The sequence below is a fragment of the Pseudomonas californiensis genome, from assembly GCF_021147775.1.
GTDB classification, from domain to species: Bacteria; Pseudomonadota; Gammaproteobacteria; order Pseudomonadales; family Pseudomonadaceae; genus Aquipseudomonas; species Aquipseudomonas californiensis.
This window is the reverse complement of sequence record NZ_JAGTPK010000001.1, coordinates 196,188-215,808: the sequence shown is the minus strand read 5'-3', so window position 1 is coordinate 215,808 and position 19,621 is coordinate 196,188. Positions and strand designations below refer to the sequence as shown.

The window sequence follows — 19,621 nt, the reverse complement described above, 5'->3', positions numbered from 1 at the left end:
CGCAGTTCGTTATCGGTATCGGTGTCGCCAGCAGCGTCAGGACCTGGCAGGCGTCAGAACGATACTCGCCTTTTCGTTACGCTCGATCTGGCGGCGCAGCTCCAGCTCGAAATCCGGATTGATCTTCACCACACGCTTGGTTAACAACGTCGCCAGCCACGGATAATCATCGGTGCGCGGAACCGACAGCAGCACTTCACAGTTGAATGCGACAGTATCAGCGGCGATGTCGTCCAGTTGCTTACGCAGCTTGGGCATGTCGCCGATTTTCAACTCGATAGTGGTGCTCGGCGCGGACGGATCGACAAGCTTGGCCACACGGCGCGCCTCGGCTTCACGCAGCTCGGCTTCGGCCTTTTCAAGCTCTGCCTTGCGTGCGTGGGCTATTGCACCGTTTACGCCACTGGTCAGCGCGGGCGCCTTGGGCATCAACGCGCGGGCACGGGTCAGTGCCGTGGCCGCCGCGTTCATGTCGCCTTTTTGCAGGCCAATCTGGCTGCGGCTCAGGTAAGCCTCTGCCAGTCGACGCTGGAAAGACTCCAGACGAATGTCGGTCGGCGCTGCCGCTTGCAGCGTGGCCAACTGATCTTCGGCTGTGGCCAGTTCGTTGCTGTTGATGCTTTGATCAAGCTGGGCGAATCCGCTTGGCTGGACTTCGGCCGCGGGCGCTTCAACAGTCGGCGCACTCTGGCAGGCACCCAACAGGATGGAACATGCGACAAGTAGCAGATAGCGTGGGGCGAACGGCTTCATTCCTGCGATTCTCTAGTTTGCGCAAAAAACGAGCAAGTCTACACCGCTCGCCTGGGGAGAACAAAGCTGAGCAAGAACAGCGCCGCAGCGGATACCACTATAGACGGTCCTGCCGGGGTGTCCTTGAACCATGATAACGATAGCCCAATACACACGGCAGTCACGCCCAGCAGGCTCGCGCCCAGTGCCATTTGCTCAGGCGAGCGGGCGTGACGCTGTGCCGCAGCTGCCGGGATGATCAACAGCGAGGTAATCAGCAGAACACCCACGATTTTCATCGCCACGGCGATGACCACGGCGATCAGCAGCATCAATGCCATGCGCAACGCAGCGACTGGCAGCCCTTCGACTTTGGCCAGCTCTTCATGCACCGTCACGGCCAGCAGAGGGCGCCACAGGGCAACGATCAGCACCAGCACCAGCGCGCTGCCGCCCAGAATCCAGGCAAGGTCCGTGGGGCTGATCGCCAACAGGTCACCGAACAGATAAGCCATCAGATCGATACGCACTTCATGCATGAAGCTGAGCACTACCAGCCCGAGCGATAGCGTACTGGGCGCGAGAATCCCCAGCAGGGTGTCGGAGGCCAGCGGCTGACGCTGTTGCAGCGTGACCAGCAGAACGGCGAGCAGTAGACACCCGAAGGTCACTGCAATGGTCGGGCTGATGTCCAGCAAAAAGCCCAGCGCAACGCCGAGTAGTGCCGCGTGAGAAAGCGTGTCGCCAAAATAAGCCATGCGCCGCCAGACCACGAAGGACCCCAGCGGACCGGCCACTACGGCCAGGGCAACGCCTGCGAGCAAGGCATACAGTAGAAAATCAGCCATGCTTGCAGCTGTCTCCGTGAACATGAGTGTGAGTGTGAGTGTGAGGCGTGGCCGACGGTGCGTCAGTCACCACTTCGCCATGCAGATCGTGGGCGTGATCATGATGGTGGTGATAAATCGCCAGGCTCTGCGCGTTCTTGCCAAAAAGTTCGACAAACGCTGGATCATGACTGACCTGTTCCGGATGCCCGGAGCAGCAGACGTGGCGATTGAGGCACACCACCTGATCAGTGGTGCTCATCACCAGATGCAGGTCATGCGACACCATCAACACACCGCAGTGGTGGCGGTCGCGCAAACGTGTGATCAAGCTGTACAGCTCGGCCTGTCCTGCGACATCCACGCCCTGCACCGGCTCGTCGAGCACCAGCAGTTCAGGTTCACGCAACAAGGCACGCGCCAACAGGACGCGTTGCATCTCGCCACCGGAAATACCTTGCAGGGGGCTGTCGATGACTTTCTCGGCGCCCACTTCTTCCAGCGCAGCCTGCGCTGCAACACGATCAACACCGGGAACCAGACGCAGAAAGCGCAAAACCGACAGTGGCAAGGTCTGATCGACATGCAGCTTTTGCGGCATGTAGCCGACCCGCAGCTTCGGTTTGCGCCAGACCGTGCCGGAATCAGGCTTGAGCAGCCCGAGCACCGCACGCACCAGCGTCGTCTTGCCCGCACCATTAGGGCCGATCAGGGTCACGATCTCGCCAGGCTGGACGCTGAGATGAATGTTGTCGAGTACGTTTTGCCCGGACAAGGTGACGGCAACCTGCTCCAGGCGGATCAGCGCATTACTCATCAGGCCGCCTTGCAGCCAGCACACACGCCAACGATCTCGACGGTCTGGCCCTCGACGGTAAAGCCGACTTCCACGGCCGCGTTGACCACTGCGTTACTGATAGCAGGGTGTTGCAGTTCAATGGCCGCATGACATTCGCGGCAAATCAGGAACTGCCCCTGATGCGCGTGGGTCGGGTGGTTGCAGCCCGTGAAGGCGTTGAGCGAAGCGATCCGGTGCACGAGGCCGTTTTCCAGAAGAAAGTCCAGCGCACGGTAAACGGTAGGCGGGGCAGCGCGGCGCCCGTCCTCCTCACTCAGCACCGCAAGGATGTCGTAGGCACCCAGCGGTTTGTGACTTTGCCAGACCAGTTCCAGCACGCGACGGCGCAATGCCGTCAGACGCAAGCCCTGCTTCGCGCACAAGGCATCAGCCTCGGCGAGCGCAGAATGGACGCAATGAGAGTGGTCATGGGGGCGACTGGCCAGTGGTGTATTGGGCATGAGCAGCGACGATATTGGCTGGAGACGTTATTATGTTACCTGTTCCTGCCAGACATGAGTGATTTGCGTGCGCCGTCTTCTTAACCTTTTTATCGTAATGTGTGCCAGTTTGCTGGCAGTCTCGCCGGTTCAGGCCGAGGTCAAAGTGCTTGCCAGCATCAAACCGTTGCAGCTGATTGCCGCGGCGGTACAGGATGGCGTCGGCACTCCAGAGGTGCTGTTGCCGCCCGGCGCGTCGCCGCACAATTATGCGCTGCGCCCGTCCGACGTACGGCGCGTCAGGGACGTCGATTTGCTCTACTGGATCGGCCCGGACATGGAAACCTTCCTGCCCCGCGTCCTTCAGGCCCGTAAATTACCAGCGGTAGCGGTGCAGACGTTGCCAGGCATGCACTTGCGTCACTTTGCGGCAGACAACGCCTCGCACGACGATGATCATGACCACGAGCACGAATCCGACGAGCACGATCATGATCACAGACCCGGCAGTCTGGATTCCCATCTGTGGCTGTCGACCGTCAATGCCCGGGTCATCGCACGGAAAATGGCGACCGACCTGAGCGCCGCCGATCCGGCCAATGCGGCTCGCTACCAGAGCAACACCGACGCTTTCGTCAAACGCCTCGACGTGCTGGATACGCGCATCAAGGACCGGCTGAGTGCGGTGGCCAACAAGCCTTACTTCGTGTTCCACGAAGCCTTTGATTACTTCGAGGAAGCTTACGGGCTCAAGCACACCGGCGTGTTCGCCATCGCGGCCGAAATTCAGCCAGGTGCCCAGCACGTGGCGGCGATGCGTGAGCGATTGAAAGCGGCGGGCAAGACCTGTGTATTCAGCGAACCACCATTACGACCGCGCCTGGCCGAAACCCTGAGCGCAGGGCTGCCGGTCAAGCTGGCGGAGCTGGATGCGCTGGGCGGCTACACCCCAGCCACTGCGCAGGGTTACGAGCAGGTCCTGCAGAAACTGGCGGATGACCTGACCAGTTGCCTGTCCAGTCTCTGATCAAGGCGAGCGCAGGTTTCTCGGCCCGCGCCGAGCGCACGGGCTGGGCCGTTCATCGATTCAGAGTGCAAACGGCAGCGGGACATGGATTTCCTGACGCTGCGCCAGACGCTGTTCAAACTCCACCGGATCGTGGATCAACACGTCCTGACCGGCGAAGGTTTCCGCTGCAATCAGACGTGACAGCCAGAAACGCACGCAGCCAATGCGCAACAGCGTCGCCCAGAGCTTTGACTCCGCCGCATTGAATGGGCGCAGGCCCGCATAGGCGCCCAGCAAGGCACGCGCGCGAACCGGGTCAATCTGGCCATCGGGGCGCGAACACCAGTCGTTGAGCGCAATCGCCAGGTCATAGAGCATCGGGCCCGAGCAGGCATTGTAGAAATCGATCAGCCCGGTCAGGTGCGTGCCTTCGAACAGCACGTTGTCGCGAAACAGGTCCGCATGCAGGTTGGCGCGTGGCAGCGCCATGATCTGCGGCTTGAGGTCTTCGATTTCCTGTAGAGACTTTTCAAGCAGCGCGCGCTGCTCATCGCCCAGATGCGAAAGAAAGTTGCGACCCTCACTCAGCATCCAGTCCAGGCCACGGTCGGTCTTGCGTTCCAGCACATGATCACGAGTCGCCAGATGCAGATTCGCCAACAACTCGCCGATCTGCACGCAGTGCTGGGTGTTCGGCTCGCTGATGTGCTTGCCCGGCAAGCGTGGCTGCAACAGCGCCGGTTTGCCCGCCAGTTCGCGAAGCGCCTGGCCGTCAGTGGTGCGCAGGGCGTACGGCACTGGAAGATCGGCGTCGTGCAGCACGTCGAGCAGCTCGATGAAAAACGGCATTTCCTGCACCGGGCCACGTTCGACCAGGGTCAGGACGAACTCGCCCTTTTCCAGACTGACGAAATAGTTGGTGTTTTCACTACCAGCGGCAATGCCCTGAAAGTCACGCAAGCGGCCGAGCCCGTAAGGGGCGAGAAATGTTTCCAGCTCGGGCCGAGCCAGTGGGGTAAAGACGGACATATCAGGGCTGCCAACAAATTAAGGTGAATGTAGGTGTTACCAGCTGAATATTTCCCATTGGGGAATCAGCATGTCCGGTTGATCCGAACGGATGAAATTGGGGCTGGTACCATCGGCGCGCACCAGGAAATAGGGCTTGCCATGTTTCGGCGTGATCTTCACGGCATACAGGAAGCCGTTCTGTCGGTATTCCTGAATGACCTTGTCCCCGTCGGTGCGGATAGTAACGTCCGGCGCTGCCGAGGGTGGATCTTCTGCTGCGAACGCGATCAGCGGGCACAGTGCCAATAGGCCGGTCAGGAACAGTCGATTTGCCGTACGCATGATAACCTTGTCCCTTTGTCGTCAATGGTCCTCGCATTCTAGCGCCGACCCCGCCGAAAAGGTTGATTCTGCTCATGACCCAAGCGCCCCTCGTCCTGGTGGACGGTTCTTCTTACCTCTATCGTGCGTTTCATGCACTGCCGCCACTTGCCACGTCCAAGGGCCTGCCGACAGGCGCCGTGAAGGGCGTGCTCAACATGCTCAAAAGCCTGCGCCGCCAATATCCGGAAAGCCCGTTCGCAGTGGTGTTCGATGCCAAGGGCGGCACGTTCCGGGACGCGCTGTACACCGAGTACAAAGCCAATCGCCCGAGCATGCCGGATGACCTGCGTGTGCAGGTCGATCTGCTCCATGCGTGCGTAAAGGGTCTGGGCTACCCGCTGCTGTGCGTAGAAGGCGTGGAAGCGGACGATGTGATCGGCACGCTGGCACGCAGCAGCGCTGCGGCGGACCGCCCGGTGATCATTTCCACGGGCGACAAGGACATGGCGCAACTGGTCGACGGTCACATTACGCTGGTCAACACCATGACCGGCAGTGTGCTGGACGTGGCTGGCGTGAAAGAGAAGTTCGGCGTCGGTCCTGAGCACATCATCGACTACCTGGCACTGATGGGCGACAAGGTCGACAACATTCCGGGCGTACCAGGCGTGGGCGAAAAAACTGCGGTCGGCCTGCTGGTTGGTGTCGGCGGCGGCCTGAAAGAGCTTTATGACAACCTGGAAGCGGTGGCCACCCTGCCGATTCGCGGTGCCAAGACCCTGGCGGTCAAGCTCGAAGAGCACCGCGCCATGGCGTTTCTTTCCTACGAACTGGCCACCATCAAGATCGACGTGCCGCTGGACATCGAACTCGACCAGTTGCATTGCGGCGAGCCGGACCGTGACACGCTGATGGACCTGTACGCCGAGCTGGAATTCAAGAGCTGGATCGAAGACCTGCAACGCGACGCCAAGCGCGCCGGACAGGAACTGGTGGTCGAAGAGCCCGTGGTCATGAAAGAGGCCGCCTACGAAGTCATTCTCGATCAGGCCCAGTTCGACGCCTGGCTGAAGAAGCTCGATGCCGCGCCCCTGTTCGCATTTGTCGCCCAGAGCAACGGCACTGACGCGCAACGTGCGCAGCTGGTCGGCCTGTCGTTTGCCATCCAGACGCACGAAGCGGCGTATATTCCGCTGACCCACTCCTACATGGGTGTGCCACAGCAACTCGATCGCGATACCGTGCTCAAGGCACTCAAGCCGTTGCTGGAAAACCCTGAGAAGATCAAGGTCGGTCAGCACGCGAAATTCGCCATCAACCTGCTCGCCAACTGCGCCATTGGCGGCGATCAGAGCCAAGGCATCGATCTGCAAGGCGTCCGGTTCGACACCATTCTGGAGTCCTACGTACTGGACTCCACCGCCACCCGCCACGACCGCGACAGCCTGGTAGCAAAATACCTGACCCACACGCCGATCAATTTCCAGGACATCGCCGGCAAAGGCGCCAAACAGCTGACCTTTGATCAAATCGCGCTGGAGCAGGCCGGTCTTTACGCCGCCGAAGAAGCGGACCTGACGCTGCGCCTGCACGAAGTCTTCGACGCGCGACTGGCGGCCATTCCGACCTTGCAGCCGGTACTCAACGACATTGAAATGCCGCTCGTGCCAGTGCTCGCGCGTATCGAGCGTCAGGGCGCCTTGGTCGATGCCAATCTGCTGGGCATCCAGAGTGTTGAACTGGGCGACAAGATGACGGCGCTCGAGCGCGAAGCGTTCGCCATCGCTGGCGAAGAGTTCAACCTCGGTTCGCCAAAGCAGCTGGGCGTGATTCTGTATGAAAAGCTCGGCATGCCGATTCTGAGCAAAACCGCGACCGGCCAGCCGTCCACCGCCGAAGCGGTGCTCGCCGAACTGGCCGAGCAGGACTTCCCGCTGCCCAAAGTATTGATGCAGTACCGCTCGATGAGCAAGCTCAAGAGTACCTACACCGATCGCCTGCCCGAGCAGATCAACCCACGCACCGGGCGCATCCACACGTCTTACCATCAGGCTGTGGCGGTCACTGGACGCTTGTCCTCCAGCGACCCTAACCTGCAGAACATTCCGATTCGTACCGCCGAAGGTCGACGTATTCGTCAGGCGTTCGTGGCGCCCAAGGGCTACAAGCTGCTTGCGGCCGACTATTCGCAGATCGAACTGCGGATCATGGCGCATCTGGCGCAGGACGAAGGGCTGCTGCACGCCTTCCGCAACGACCTGGACGTGCACCGGGCGACCGCTGCCGAGGTATTCGGTGTCGAGCTGGAAGGCGTCACCACCGACATGCGCCGCAACGCCAAGGCGATCAACTTCGGCCTGATCTACGGCATGAGCGCATTTGGTCTGGCCAAACAGATCGGCGTGGACCGCAAGCAGTCACAGGCTTACGTGGACCGTTACTTCGCACGCTACCCCGGCGTACTCGCCTACATGGAGCGCACCCGCGCTCAGGCGGCTGAGCAAGGCTTTGTCGAGACCATTTTCGGCCGCCGCCTCTACCTGCCCGACATCAACGCCAAGAACCCCTCACTGCGCAAAGGCGCCGAACGCATGGCGATCAACGCGCCGATGCAAGGGACCGCCGCCGACATCATCAAAAAAGCCATGGTTGCGGTGAACGGCTGGCTGGGTGAGTCGGGTCTGGACGCCCGCGTGATCCTTCAGGTGCACGATGAACTGGTACTGGAAGTCCGCGAAGATCTGGTCGACCAGATCAGCGAGCAGATCCGTCCACACATGAGCGGCGCAGCCGAGCTGGCGGTACCGTTACTGGTGGAAGTCGGCGTCGGCAACAACTGGGACGAGGCACATTGAGTGCTTTTTGGGCGAACCGGTAATACGGTTCGCCAAAAGCTGTAGGAAAGATGAACTTTTCTTCATTGCTGGAACTTAACCGCTCAGACAGGAGTCAGATTTCCCGATTGGTCGAGAAGCCAGTCAGCTCTTGTTGTGTTAAGTGTTGGCAGATTATCCGGACCCCACCCTAAGGTCTGGACCTTGAGCCCCGGAACTTCCCCCTCCCCATATGAAGTCCGGGGTTTTTTTTGCCTGCGATTTACCCCGCGGGTTATTCGGCAGGTGCTTTGTCTTCCAGCTCCATCCAGCCAGCCAGCACGGTATAGGCGTCTTCGAGCCCCATGCGCTTGGGCGCGGAGAACAGCTGAATGGTGACCGCTTCGCCCCAACCCTTGCGGATCTCCGCCTGAACCTTGAGCAGCGTGTTCTTGGCGGCGCCATAGGTCAGCTTGTCGGCCTTGGTCAGCAGGATATGCATCGGCATGCCGCTTGCCACAGCCCAATCCAGCATGAGCAGGTCGAAGTCCGTCATCGGGTGACGGATGTCCATCATCAGAATCAGACCCTTCAGGCTTTCCCGGCTGCCCAGATAGGCTTCCAGGTGGCGCTGCCAGTGCTGCTTGAGCGGGATCGGCACTTTGGCGTAGCCATAACCCGGCAGGTCGACCAAACGACGCTCTTCGTCCAGACCGAAGAAGTTCAGCAACTGGGTGCGCCCCGGAGTCTTGGAGGTTCGCGCCAGGCTGGCGTGGGTCAGAGTGTTCAGCGCGCTGGACTTGCCAGCGTTCGAGCGACCGGCGAAAGCGACTTCAAAACCCTCGTCATCGGGGCATTGGTCGACCTTGGCGGCGCTGAGCATGAACGTGGCCTGTTGGCACAGACCGAGGATGGGGTTCTTGAGTTGCATGTGATTTCCGGTGAGGGCTCTGCCTGCAAGGCGTGCGGCAAGAGGTGTCGTTTCCGTTTGAGTAGCGCAAGTATATAATGCCGCAACTTTTGTGTGTGCTTTCGCCTCCCAAAGGGAGCAGGCACAGCAAAGCGAGAATCAATGTGCGCATTAGAACGCAGTCCGCTTTCAACCTGAAAAGTTTTTTGCTGACTCATCAGACTTTGACTCGACGCGTTGCCGCCAAGAGAGCCATGCTGAACACTGAAAGCCACAGCCGCAGCCAGCCTCGGTGTGTATGAACAGACGCATGCCCTGCCCAGGATGTCCCCATGAACACACGACTGCCGAGCCTGCTGCTGGCGCTGATTGTCTGCACCGCCAGCCAGGCGGCTGACAAAGCAGGCAACACAGCTGCTGGTCAGACAAAGACAGCGGTATGCGGCGCCTGCCACGGCCCAGATGGCAACAGCGTGGTACCCGCCTTTCCAAAGCTGGCCGGTCAGGGCGAACGTTATCTGCTCAAACAGCTGCGCGAGATAAAGGACGGCAAGCGCGTCGTCCCCGAGATGGCCGGGCAGCTCGACCACTTCAATGACGAGGACCTTGCAGATATTGCGGCCTTTTATGCTGCCCAGAAAGGCAGCGTCGGCACTGTGTCCGCTGACCTGGCCGCCCAGGGTGAAGCGCTGTTTCGCGGCGGCAGGCTGGAGCAGGGACTGCCCGCTTGCATCGGGTGTCACTCACCCAATGGCAGCGGTAATGCCCAGGCAGGGTTTCCGCATCTGAGTGGCCAGCATGCCGAGTACACGCGCAAACAACTGACCGCATTTGCTGAAGGCGAACGCGTCAATGATGGCGATACTCTGGTCATGCGGTCGATTGCAGCCAGGCTCAGCAAAAAGGATATCGAGGCTCTGGCCCAGTATATTCAGGGGCTTCGCTGACCCTCGCCCGTAAAGGCCAGTCGTGTAGCCATACATTTACAGCTGACGTGTTCACAGGCTGCGCAAAAAGGACAAAGGCGACGGCGCTTTTTTCGGGTCGCGGGCGTTACACTAACGAACTCGAGCTTTCGCGATTGGTCGAAAACCACGTCGCTTGAAGGCGATTCAATCTGCCCAGGAGTAATGCATGCGTAATCTGATCATCAGCGCCGCACTGGTTGCCGCCAGTCTGTTCGGTATGTCCGCCCAAGCTGCCGAGCCGGTTCAGGCTGGCAAGCAATATGTCGAACTGAGCAGCGCTGTGCCTGTTGCAGTACCAGGCAAGATCGAAGTGGTCGAATTGTTCTGGTATGGCTGCCCGCATTGCTACGCCTTCGAACCCACCATCAACCCATGGATTGAAAAGCTTCCAGCCGACGTCAACTTCGTACGCATACCTGCCATGTTCGGCGGCCCTTGGGACGCTCATGGCCAGCTGTTCATCACGCTGGACACCATGGGTGTAGAGCACAAGGTTCACGCAGCAGTCTTTGAAGCGATCCAGAAAGGCGGCAAGCGTCTGACCGACAAGAATGACATGGCCGACTTCCTGGCCACTCAGGGCGTCAACAAGGACGACTTCCTCAAGACCTTTGACTCGTTCGCCGTGAAAGGCAAGATCGCGCAGTACAAGGAGCTGGCCAAGAAGTATGAAGTCACTGGCGTACCGACCATGATCGTCAACGGCAAGTACCGCTTTGACCTCGGCTCAGCCGGTGGCCCTGAAGCCACGCTGCAAGTGGCCGATCAGCTGATCGCCAAAGAGCGAGCGGCTGCCAAAGCCGCCAAGTAAGCGCCTGTCATGCGCCGCTGGGGCAAGGGCATAGAGCGCGTCGTTGGCCTGCACGATCCGCGGGTCAACGAGCATCATCTGACGCAAAACGGTTTGCCGGACGACGGTCGCCTGCGATTGCTCAGTTTCAATATTCAGGTCGGTATCAGTACAGAGCGTTACCGGCACTACCTGACGCGCAGCTGGCAGCATTTGCTGCCGCACGTCGGGCGAGCGGGCAATCTGCAGAAGATCGGCGACCTGCTCAACGACTTCGATCTGGTAGCTCTGCAGGAAGTCGACGGCGGCAGCATGCGCTCCGGCTTCGTCAATCAGGTCGAGCACCTGGCGCATCTGGGTGCTTTCCCGTACTGGTATCAGCAACTCAATCGCAACCTGGGACGCTTTGCCCAGCACAGCAACGGCGTGCTGAGTCGCTTGCGGCCTACCAAGATCGAAGACCACCCGTTGCCCGGGCCTGCCGGACGCGGAGCGATTCTGGTTCGCTTCGGTGAAGGCGAAGATGCGCTGGTTGTGGTCATGATGCACCTGGCGTTGGGCACGCGTACCCGAACGCGGCAGTTGGCTTACATCCGCGAATTGATCGGCGGCTATCGTCATCAGGTGCTGATGGGCGACATGAACACCCACGCCAATGATCTGCTGGAACATTCGCCGCTGCGGGATCTGGGCCTTCTGGCTCCGCAAATCGAAGCGACGTTCCCCAGCTGGCGGCCGCAACGCTGTCTTGATCATATTCTGCTCAGCCCGACCCTGACGCTGGAACGCGTTCAGGTGCTGGCTCAACCCATTTCCGATCACCTGCCGGTTGCTGTCGAGATTCGCCTGCCCGATTCGCTGCGCGGTGACTCGCTGCCTGTGCCCACTGGTGGAAACCTTGCATGAGCGACGACGCCGAGCGCTGGAGAGAGAAATACCTCAAAGGCATCGAGCAGCAGGATAAGCTCGAAAAGCGCTGGGATGCGCGGCTCGACTTGTTGCGGCGCGGGCTGGTACGCAGCAGTCTGGCTGCCGAGGGCTCGGACAGCGCCGTCGATGCATGCATGAAGGAAATGCGCGAGATCGTGCGCAGGGACGACATGGACGCCGGGTTGGCAGCTTTGATTCCCAAGCTTGAAAAAGCGGTGCTGGATTCCGAGCATCGCCGTGAATTGCGCGTAGGCCAGATTGGCACAGCGCTGGCGGCACTGGTTGCGCAATTGCAGGCATTGCCTTTGCCGCGCGAGGTGCGCAAACCGCTCAAACGCTTTGCCAAGGAGCTGGAAGAGCGCGCTTCCCAGGCACGCGAGCTGCCCTTGTTGCTGAGCGAGCTGAGCGGCCTGCAGGGCAAGGCGCTGACCATGCTGGAGCCTTCCGACGACTCGCCGCGGCCCGGCCTGCTGCAACGCCTGTTCGGCACACGCGATGAGCACAGCGCAGAGCACCCGCATGATGCGACGCAGGCAGACACCGGTGCTCACGCGCCGGATGATGCAGTCGAACGGCCTGCAGAGAATCCTGTGGAACAGGTCGTTGATCACGCACCTCAACAACTTTCGGAACCGCCATTGCAAAAGCCGCTGGCCGAAGCCGAAACGACGCCGACCGCGCACATAACACCTCTTGTGATACCGGCTGACGCTGTCGTGCTTGAACCCGTCGTGATGAGCACCGCTGCCAACGAGCCCTTGATCGCGGCAGCACACACCAGCCCGGAGCTTCAAGTTGCATTGCCGGAGTCCTCGCCACGGCGGCTGGACGCGCATGACACCGTGCAACTGGCGCACGCCCTGACCATGCCTGAGGCAGAGCAGCCTCGACCGCTGTTCATTGCCATGGACATCGAGACGCTGGTCACGCCAACGCCTACAGTGCCCTATCAGGAGCGTCCGGCGGTTGTGAGCCTGATCACCGAGCCGGAACAGGATCAGGACGTTGAAAGCGTCGATGGCGAGGAAGCATTCGCCCTGCCCTCCGCGCCTGAACCCAGCTACAGCTCGGTGGCGACGCATATCGAGGAAACGCTTCTGGGGCTGCTCGCCGATCTGACACTGTCCGAACATTACCGGCCGCAGGTCGAGGCCATGCAGCTGCGCCTGAAACATGGCCTCAACTGGTACGAACTGCTGCCGATCCTCGACGATCTGGCCGTGCTGATGCTGGCGATCAACAACGGCGGCCAGCAGGAATTCAGCACCTACCTCAAACAGCTCAACGAACGACTCGAATCCTTTCAGAGCCATTTGCAGGCAGCCAGTGAAGACCACGCCGAGAATCGCTCCACTGCGCGCGATCTGAGCGAGCAATTGCGCGAGCAGGTCGGTGGGTTGCAGAGCAGTGTGCAGGATGCCTCCGACCTGCCCAGCCTGAAACAGGTGCTGGATAATCGCCTGGAAGGCTTGCTCAGCACCATGGACAACTATCAGAACAAGCGCGATGAACGCGAGCAGGAAGTCGCCTCCCGCTTGCAGAGCCTGGCGGCACGCGTAGCGAGCATGGAGCAGGAAGCGCTGGGGTTCCGGACCAATCTGGAAGAGCAGCGTCAGAAAGCCCTGATCGATCCATTGACCACGCTGCCCAATCGCGCGGCATGGAGCGAGCGACTGGAATACGAAATGGTCCAGTGGCAGGAGAAGAAGAACACCCTGCTGGTGGGCATACTGGACCTCGATCATTTCAAGCGCATCAACGACGGTTATGGGCACCTGGCGGGCGACAAGGTGTTGAAGATCGTGGCCAGCGTCCTGAAAAAACGTCTGCGCCCAACCGACTTCCTGGCCCGTTTTGGTGGAGAAGAGTTCGTGGTGTTGCTGCCAGCGACCGCTGTCACGACAGGCCTGACGTTTCTGGACCAGCTTCGCGAAGCAGTGGAGCAGTGTCCTTTCCACTTCAAAGGTGAGCGGGTCACGATTACGGTTTCGATGGGCGTGACGGCATTTCGCACAGGGGAACGCAGCGATGTCGCGATCAAGCGAGCCGATCAGGCGCTGTACCGAGCCAAGGAAAACGGGCGGAACCGGATCGAGCAGGGCTGACAGAAACATCTGGACCAGAAGAGAGAGGTGGGTGCCGAAGCTATTTGGCCGCACTTTGTTATGATGTTGCATTTCCCGCGTACGTAGCCCGATCATCATGAAGCTGTATTTCTCCCTGTTTCTCCTGCTTGTCCTGACGGCGTGCTCTCGTGGCCCCAAGCTGGATACCCATCATCCTTCGGTCAACTTCGACGAACGCATTCAATACGTCATACTGCACTACACCTCGACGTCTCTGGAGGAGTCGCTGGCACTGCTGACGCACGGCGAGGTCAGCAGCCACTACCTGATCGGCGACGACAACCCGGCCACCATCTACAAGCTGGTCGATGAAAACGCCCGGGCATGGCATGCAGGCGAGAGCGAGTGGGAAGGTCGTACCTGGCTTAACTCCAGCTCCATCGGCATCGAGATCGTCAACGCAGGCTATCGTGATACGCCGACCGGACGCGTCTGGTATCCGTACACCGAAGCCCAGTACCAATCGATAGCGGCCCTGCTCAAGGACATCGTCACACGCCACAAGATCGAACCCCGCCATATCATCGGACACAGCGACATCGCCCCCCTGCGCAAACTCGATCCGGGCCCGCTGTTCCCATGGAAACGTCTGGCTGCCGAAGGGCTGGGGGTCTGGCCCGATGAACGGCTGGTAGCTTTGCACCAGGCGTCACTGCTGGAAAACCCACCGAGCATCATCTGGTTTCAGCAGCAATTGGCTCGCCTGGGTTACACAACACCGCAGACCGGTATGATGGATGCGGAAACACGCCAGGTGTTGGCGGCTTTCCAGATGCATTTCCGGCCCGAGCGGTTCGATGGGGAGCCAGATGCGCAGAGCGCGGCGATCCTGCAGGTGCTGAACGGCTCGAACTGACGGACACGCGGCGTGGCTTTCCGCAGGCCGGTTTGCGCGCTTGTTGCTATACCTGAGGGTATTCAAACGGATACCTTCAGATGCTCATCACGGCAACGCGCGTGCGCGCATTCCTTTCCCACCCCTGGGCCCTTGCGCTGCTGGCGTTCTGGCTGAGTGCTGCAGTACTGTCTGGCGCCAGTTTCGCCCTGGCCTTACAGCAGACGTGGCAAAGCGAACGCCTTCAAATGAATGCCCAGGGCGAGCGCTTCCTTGTCCGGCTTGAGCAGATGTTCAGCCAGTTGCGGGCAGGCCTGGATCAACTCGAACAACAACCCTTGCGGCGCTGCAGCCCGGAAATGGTATCGCGTTTGCGCGCGATCATTTCCGGTAACCGTTTCATCTACGAAGCTGCCTACGTCAGCGAAACAGGTCGGTGTTCAAGCCGGGACCGGGAAAAGACATGGGGCGAGGCCCGCCAGCCCGATATCCGCGGCCCGACCTACGATTACTGGCTGAACACCTCAGCCCAGCCAGACGATAATCTGGCAGCGCTGGTGCTGGGCCGTGGTGATTTTCGGGTATCGACCTCACGCGGCCATCTGACCGATGTCGTCGATCTGCCACCAGGCGGCAGCCTTTTAGTGGTGCTGGAGGATGGCAGCAGAGCACTATCGGTTCTCGGCCCGGCACAGAACTGGCCCGCGCCGGCCGGCATGTCAGCCAGCCAGGAGCGGCTGACCACCACATCGGATCGCCTGATCTACATCATGCCGACACAAAGCCCCGACTATCAGCTGGTATTGGTGGCCCCGCGAAGCGCTATGCCCAAAATCGCCAGCGCCTGGTGGTTGCTGGCGCCGGTCAGCCTGTTCGTTTCGCTGTGCACAGGCGCCCTGACCTTCACGCTTTTGCACCGCAGCAGATCGTTGAGCGCAGAGCTGACACGTGCGCTGCACCGAGGCGAAATGAGGGTCCTTTATCAACCGATCTTCAACATCGATACCCGGCTGTGTGTCGGAGCCGAAGCCTTGGTGCGCTGGCGCAGACAGGACGGCACCCTGACCAGCCCCGAGCTGTTCATACCACTGGCCGAAAACACCGGACAGATCCGCCAGATCACCGACTTCGTACTTCAGCGTCTGCTGGATGAGCTGGGACCCTTGCTGCGTTCCAATCCGCATTTGTACGTCTCGGTCAATCTGGCCGCCTGTGACGTGATGTCTGCGCGCATCGGGCGCGTATCAGCCCGATTGCTGAAGCAGCACAAGGTGGCTGCCAGTCAGATAGCGTTCGAGGTCACCGAGCGAGGCCTGGTCGATGTGATGGCAGCACGCAATCACCTGCAAACATTGCGAGATATGGGTCATCAAATATTGATCGACGATTTTGGCACGGGTTATTGCAGCCTGGCCTACTTGCAAACGTTACCCGTGGATTGCCTGAAGATAGACAAGGCCTTTGTCGATGCCTTGGGCTACGACGCCGCCAGCAGTGGCGTGGCCCCGCACATCATTCGCATGGCGCATGCGCTGCATCTGAAGGTGATTGCCGAGGGCATCGAATTGGAATCCCAGGCAGCCCTGCTCAAGAGCGAGGGCGTGATGTATGGCCAGGGCTGGCTGTTCGCGCGCCCGCTGACGGCCAAGCGCTTTTCAGAGCTGATTACCGGCGGGCGCCGCCACGTCGTGCGGCGCAAGGACGACGTGGCCTGAAACCGACCTTTTAACACTCAGAATGGCAACGCCATATAGAACTGAGTTCCCTGGCCAGGCCTTGAATACACCCCCATGCGCCCGCCATGCAGCTGGACAATCTCCTTGCACAACGCCAACCCGAGGCCTGCGCCGCCCTTCTTGCGCCCGACCTGAACAAACGGCTCGAAGATCCTGCCCTGCTGCCCGTAGGCAATGCCCTCACCATTATCTTCAACACTGATGATCGCCCGCTCGCCATGCCGTTTCGCCTGCAAGCGAATCAGACCGCTCTCTGGTGTATGGCGCAGCGCGTTGTCCAGCAGGTTGTCGAGCACCCGTTCCAACTGCGCCTGATCGGCATGCAGGCGCGGCAGCGGCTCCTGAATGTCCAGAATCAGAGCAATACCCTGCTCCTGAGCCTGAGCATCGAACCTCGCCTTGGCCTCTTCCAGCAGCGTTTCTATGGAGCAAGGTGCCAACTTGAGCTTTTGCAGACCGTTCTGATAACGAGAGAAATTCAGCAGGTCATTGATCAGTTGCATCAGGCGCTGCATTTCTTCGGTGACCGTATTGAGCAGGTCGGCTTCGCGCGTCTCAGGTGCGAAGTGCAGTCGCTCCTGCAACAGACCGAATGCCATGTGCATACCCGTAACCGGCGTGCGCAATTCGTGCGAAGCACGCAGTACAAATTCACTGCGCACCCGTTCGAATGCGCGCTGCTCGGTCACGTCGTGCAGCACCATCACAGCACCCAGAATGTGCCCCTTGGTGTGGCTTACCGGGGTCATGCTGTAGGTGAGCAAGCGTGATTCGTTGTCGATCTCGATAGACAGGTCTTCTGGCGCGCGCTCCAGACTTCCACCGCGCAGGATCAGATGCAGCTGCTCGTCAAGCTCTGGAAGCCCGAGCGCTTCGCCGAGGGTCTGACCAAGGCGACTTTCATCCCAACCGAGCTGACGCTGGGCCACCGGGTTCAAGTGCTCCAGACGCCCTTGTCTGTCGATCATCAGCAAGCCGTCATCAATGCTGTCGAGCACCGCTTGCAGACGTTGCTGGCCAGCCAGCAACTCATCGATGTTGGTGGCCTGATGCTGCCGTAGCGCTTCGGCCATGATGCCAAAACGTCGCGTCAGAAGATTCATTTCGGCAGCCGAAGAAATCGGCAGCGTGACTTCGTAATTACCCTGCCCGATGCGATCGGCAGCCTTGGCCAGAGCCTCGATGGGTGCGCCGAAACGACGGGCAATACCATGGGCTGTCACGAAACCGATGCCCAATACCGCCAGCCCGACAAGGCCCAGCAGACCGGCGATCCACAGCGCACGCTCCCGGGAATTGATCTCGGCGGCGCTGATGTTCTCCAGCGCTCTGCGGTGCACGTCCAGCAAGCCGTTTCGCAGGGTATCGAAAGCGCTGCTCAGCTCCTGGTTGCCACGAATGCCTCGCTCGTCATCGCCAAGCCGCTTCCACGTGTCGATGAACCGCTGGTAGTCGTCTTTGGTTCGCTCGAAACCGTTGCGCACATTCTGCTGATTGTCCTCGAGGGTCCCCTGATCAAGCAGCTCCTGAAACTGAACCTGAGCCCTGTCGAGCGCGCTCTGGTTGTGCTCGGAGCCGGTCATCAATACCAATTGATCGCCAAGGTTCTGACGAAGCTTCAGCCCCAGATCCAGAATGGAGAAGTTGTGTTGGATCAATGACTCCTGGGTTCTGGCCATCTGCATCACGCTGACGAGCCCCAGCAGCAGCCCGAGCAGCGCCACAGTGATAAGCGCTGAGATACTCAGAAAAAGGCGAGTGCGCAGCTTCATGGCCAGTTTCATGTGAGGTTATTCATAGGTTGTACTGTTTACGTTTTCGATACAGCGTCGAAGCGTCGATACCCAGAGTCTTCGCTGCCGCATCGAGCGTATCGCTGGTCGCCAGAACAGCCCCGATGTGAGCCTTCTCGAGCTCATCCAGACTGAGAGCCGCCCCGACTCTTGGCGCGTTGTTGGCAGGTTGCTCGGCCATCCCGAGGTGGCTGACTTCAACTCGCTCCTGCGGGCAGATAATACTGGCTCGCTCGATGACGTTACGCAGCTCGCGGATGTTGCCCGGCCAGCGATAGTTGAGCAGCGCTGCGCGCGCTTCTTCGCTGAAACCTCGAGCCGGGCGCGCGTATTCCTTGACGAAGCGGGCCAGAAAGCGATCAGCCAACGTCAGAATGTCTTCACTGCGCTCGCGCAATGCCGGCAGATTCAAAGTAATAACGTTCAATCGATACAGCAAATCTTCACGGAAGCGCCCGCTGCGCACCATGTCTTCCAGGTTCAGGTTGGTGGCCGCCAGGATGCGCACGTCTGCGCGACGTGTGACCGGATCACCGACGCGCTCGTACTCCTTGTCCTGAATGAAACGCAGCAGCTTGGGTTGCAACGTGAGCGGAAAATCGCCGATCTCGTCGAGAAAAAGCGTGCCGCCGTCGGCCTGATTGACCCGACCCAGTGTGCTCTCGCTGGCACCGGTAAACGCGCCGCGACTGTGACCAAACAGCTCACTTTCCATCAGCTCTGCGGTCAGCGACGGACAGTTGATCGTCACGCAGGATTTCTTTGCCCGCTTGCTCCAACCATGAATGGCCCGTGCCAGCTCGCCTTTACCGGTACCTGACTCACCCAGAATCAAAATGTTGGCATCTGTTACGGCAACCTGGCGGGCTGTTTCGAGGATGGCCATCATCGATGGGCTGTGCGAATCCAGACCGTCCTTGGGTTTGCGTATCTCACCTTCCAGTGCCTCAAGGCGCGCAGACAGCTGCCGGACCTCCAACTGTTTGGCAGTGGCCAGTCTGAGCTGGTCAGGGCTGCAGGGTTTGACCAGGTAATCAGCGGCCCCGGCCTGAATGGCATCCACAGCGGTATCAACCGCCGAATGCGCGGTCACGATAACGACGCGCATCCACGGCGCTTGAATACGCATTTGTGCCAGAACGTCCAGACCGTTGTCTTCGCCAAGGCGCAAATCCAGAAAGCACAGGTCAAAGACCTGACGCTGCATCAACGTGTCGGCCTGAGCTGCGCTGTTGGCAGTGGCGACACTGTATCCCTCGTCTTCCAGACAGTACCGGAAGGTGCGGAGGATGGCGGACTCATCGTCCACAAGCAGAATACGGCCCTGATTCTCAGTGGCTGCTTCCATTTTTCCTACGCTCCTTAGTGAATTGTCTTGGTTAGTCTCGGAATCATCGGGCAAGTTGCATGGTCAATTCTGATTGATTCTGCGATGTGAATGTTATCTATCTGGCCTCGTTCTGGCTAACAGCCCGATTAAAACGTGTTTATGTCGCTAACACCGTTCATCTGGAGGCTAAAAGCCCACCTCAACAGGAA

At 59.9% G+C, this 19,621-nt stretch carries 16 protein-coding genes and 2 pseudogenes; 8 read left to right on the top strand and 10 right to left on the bottom strand.

Annotation, left to right across the window (positions count from 1 at the left end):
• Positions 1 to 36: 36 nt before the first annotated feature.
• From KDX37_RS01070 to KDX37_RS01055, 4 genes are read right to left on the bottom strand one after another with little or no spacing between them, the layout of a single operon-like run.
• Positions 37 to 753, bottom strand: coding sequence for a PA5502 family lipoprotein (locus KDX37_RS01070; protein ID WP_231650757.1), 717 nt, complete (start codon positions 751 to 753; stop codon positions 37 to 39).
• Positions 754 to 791: 38 nt separating this feature from the next.
• Positions 792 to 1,580 carry a zinc ABC transporter permease subunit ZnuB gene (gene znuB, locus KDX37_RS01065; RefSeq protein WP_231650756.1) on the bottom strand — a complete coding sequence of 263 codons (789 nt, stop codon included), beginning with the start codon at positions 1,578 to 1,580 and terminating at the stop codon, positions 792 to 794.
• Complete coding sequence (gene znuC / locus KDX37_RS01060) at positions 1,573 to 2,376, bottom strand: zinc ABC transporter ATP-binding protein ZnuC (protein WP_231650755.1); 804 nt, start codon at positions 2,374 to 2,376, stop codon at positions 1,573 to 1,575. The genes znuB and znuC overlap by 8 nt, the downstream gene beginning before the upstream one ends.
• Complete coding sequence (locus tag KDX37_RS01055) at positions 2,376 to 2,858, bottom strand: Fur family transcriptional regulator (RefSeq protein ID WP_231650754.1); 483 nt, start codon at positions 2,856 to 2,858, stop codon at positions 2,376 to 2,378. The genes znuC and KDX37_RS01055 overlap by 1 nt, the downstream gene beginning before the upstream one ends.
• A 97-nt stretch (positions 2,859 to 2,955) precedes the next feature.
• Here KDX37_RS01055 and znuA point away from each other — a divergent pair, with 97 nt between their 5' ends.
• Positions 2,956 to 3,864, top strand: coding sequence for a zinc ABC transporter substrate-binding protein ZnuA (gene znuA / locus KDX37_RS01050; RefSeq protein ID WP_264759096.1), 909 nt, complete (start codon positions 2,956 to 2,958; stop codon positions 3,862 to 3,864).
• A gap of 60 nt (positions 3,865 to 3,924) precedes the next feature.
• Here the strand turns inward: znuA and KDX37_RS01045 are convergent, their stop codons facing one another.
• Positions 3,925 to 4,875: a homoserine kinase gene (locus tag KDX37_RS01045; RefSeq protein WP_231650752.1), complete on the bottom strand. Its 951-nt coding sequence runs from the start codon at positions 4,873 to 4,875 to the stop codon at positions 3,925 to 3,927.
• A gap of 36 nt (positions 4,876 to 4,911) precedes the next feature.
• Complete coding sequence (locus KDX37_RS01040; protein WP_231650751.1) at positions 4,912 to 5,199, bottom strand: DUF2782 domain-containing protein; 288 nt, start codon at positions 5,197 to 5,199, stop codon at positions 4,912 to 4,914.
• Positions 5,200 to 5,273: 74 nt separating this feature from the next.
• Here KDX37_RS01040 and polA point away from each other — a divergent pair, with 74 nt between their 5' ends.
• Positions 5,274 to 8,036 (top strand): DNA polymerase I, encoded by a 2,763-nt coding sequence (polA, locus tag KDX37_RS01035; RefSeq protein ID WP_231650750.1) that lies wholly within the window; start codon positions 5,274 to 5,276, stop codon positions 8,034 to 8,036.
• 253 nt (positions 8,037 to 8,289) lie between these two features.
• Here the strand turns inward: polA and yihA are convergent, their stop codons facing one another.
• Positions 8,290 to 8,925, bottom strand: a complete 636-nt coding sequence (gene yihA, locus KDX37_RS01030; RefSeq protein WP_231650749.1) for a ribosome biogenesis GTP-binding protein YihA/YsxC — start codon at positions 8,923 to 8,925, stop codon at positions 8,290 to 8,292.
• Between the two features lie 311 nt (positions 8,926 to 9,236).
• On the opposite strand from yihA, the gene KDX37_RS01025 reads away from it, so the two are divergent.
• The 6 genes from KDX37_RS01025 to KDX37_RS01000 all read left to right on the top strand — a co-directional run bounded on the left by KDX37_RS01025 (position 9,237) and on the right by KDX37_RS01000 (position 16,268).
• Complete coding sequence (locus KDX37_RS01025) at positions 9,237 to 9,851, top strand: c-type cytochrome (protein ID WP_231650748.1); 615 nt, start codon at positions 9,237 to 9,239, stop codon at positions 9,849 to 9,851.
• 187 nt (positions 9,852 to 10,038) lie between these two features.
• On the top strand, positions 10,039 to 10,683 hold the full coding sequence (dsbA, locus tag KDX37_RS01020; protein ID WP_231650747.1) for a thiol:disulfide interchange protein DsbA: 645 nt from the start codon (positions 10,039 to 10,041) through the stop codon (positions 10,681 to 10,683).
• A gap of 9 nt (positions 10,684 to 10,692) precedes the next feature.
• Positions 10,693 to 11,568 carry an endonuclease/exonuclease/phosphatase family protein gene (locus KDX37_RS01015; protein WP_231650746.1) on the top strand — a complete coding sequence of 292 codons (876 nt, stop codon included), beginning with the start codon at positions 10,693 to 10,695 and terminating at the stop codon, positions 11,566 to 11,568.
• Complete coding sequence (locus tag KDX37_RS01010) at positions 11,565 to 13,697, top strand: GGDEF domain-containing protein (protein WP_231650745.1); 2,133 nt, start codon at positions 11,565 to 11,567, stop codon at positions 13,695 to 13,697. Before KDX37_RS01015 ends, KDX37_RS01010 begins: the two co-directional genes overlap by 4 nt.
• A 97-nt stretch (positions 13,698 to 13,794) precedes the next feature.
• Positions 13,795 to 14,574, top strand: a complete 780-nt coding sequence (locus KDX37_RS01005) for an N-acetylmuramoyl-L-alanine amidase (protein ID WP_231650744.1) — start codon at positions 13,795 to 13,797, stop codon at positions 14,572 to 14,574.
• Between the two features lie 80 nt (positions 14,575 to 14,654).
• The gene (locus tag KDX37_RS01000; protein WP_231650743.1) at positions 14,655 to 16,268 is read left to right on the top strand and encodes an EAL domain-containing protein; all 1,614 of its coding nucleotides are present in this window, start codon (positions 14,655 to 14,657) and stop codon (positions 16,266 to 16,268) included.
• A 17-nt stretch (positions 16,269 to 16,285) separates the two neighbouring features.
• Here the strand turns inward: KDX37_RS01000 and KDX37_RS00995 are convergent.
• The 3 genes and pseudogenes from KDX37_RS00995 to algB form a co-directional block, all read right to left on the bottom strand.
• Positions 16,286 to 17,662: pseudogene (locus tag KDX37_RS00995) on the bottom strand (sensor histidine kinase); the annotation flags it as partial.
• Positions 17,657 to 17,968, bottom strand: a pseudogene (locus KDX37_RS29635) (KinB sensor domain-containing domain); the annotation flags it as partial. The pseudogenes KDX37_RS29635 and KDX37_RS00995, both read right to left, overlap by 6 nt.
• Positions 17,969 to 18,083: 115 nt before the next feature.
• Positions 18,084 to 19,430 carry a sigma-54-dependent response regulator transcription factor AlgB gene (gene algB / locus KDX37_RS00990; protein ID WP_231650741.1) on the bottom strand — a complete coding sequence of 449 codons (1,347 nt, stop codon included), beginning with the start codon at positions 19,428 to 19,430 and terminating at the stop codon, positions 18,084 to 18,086.
• Between the last annotated feature and the right edge of the window lie 191 nt (positions 19,431 to 19,621).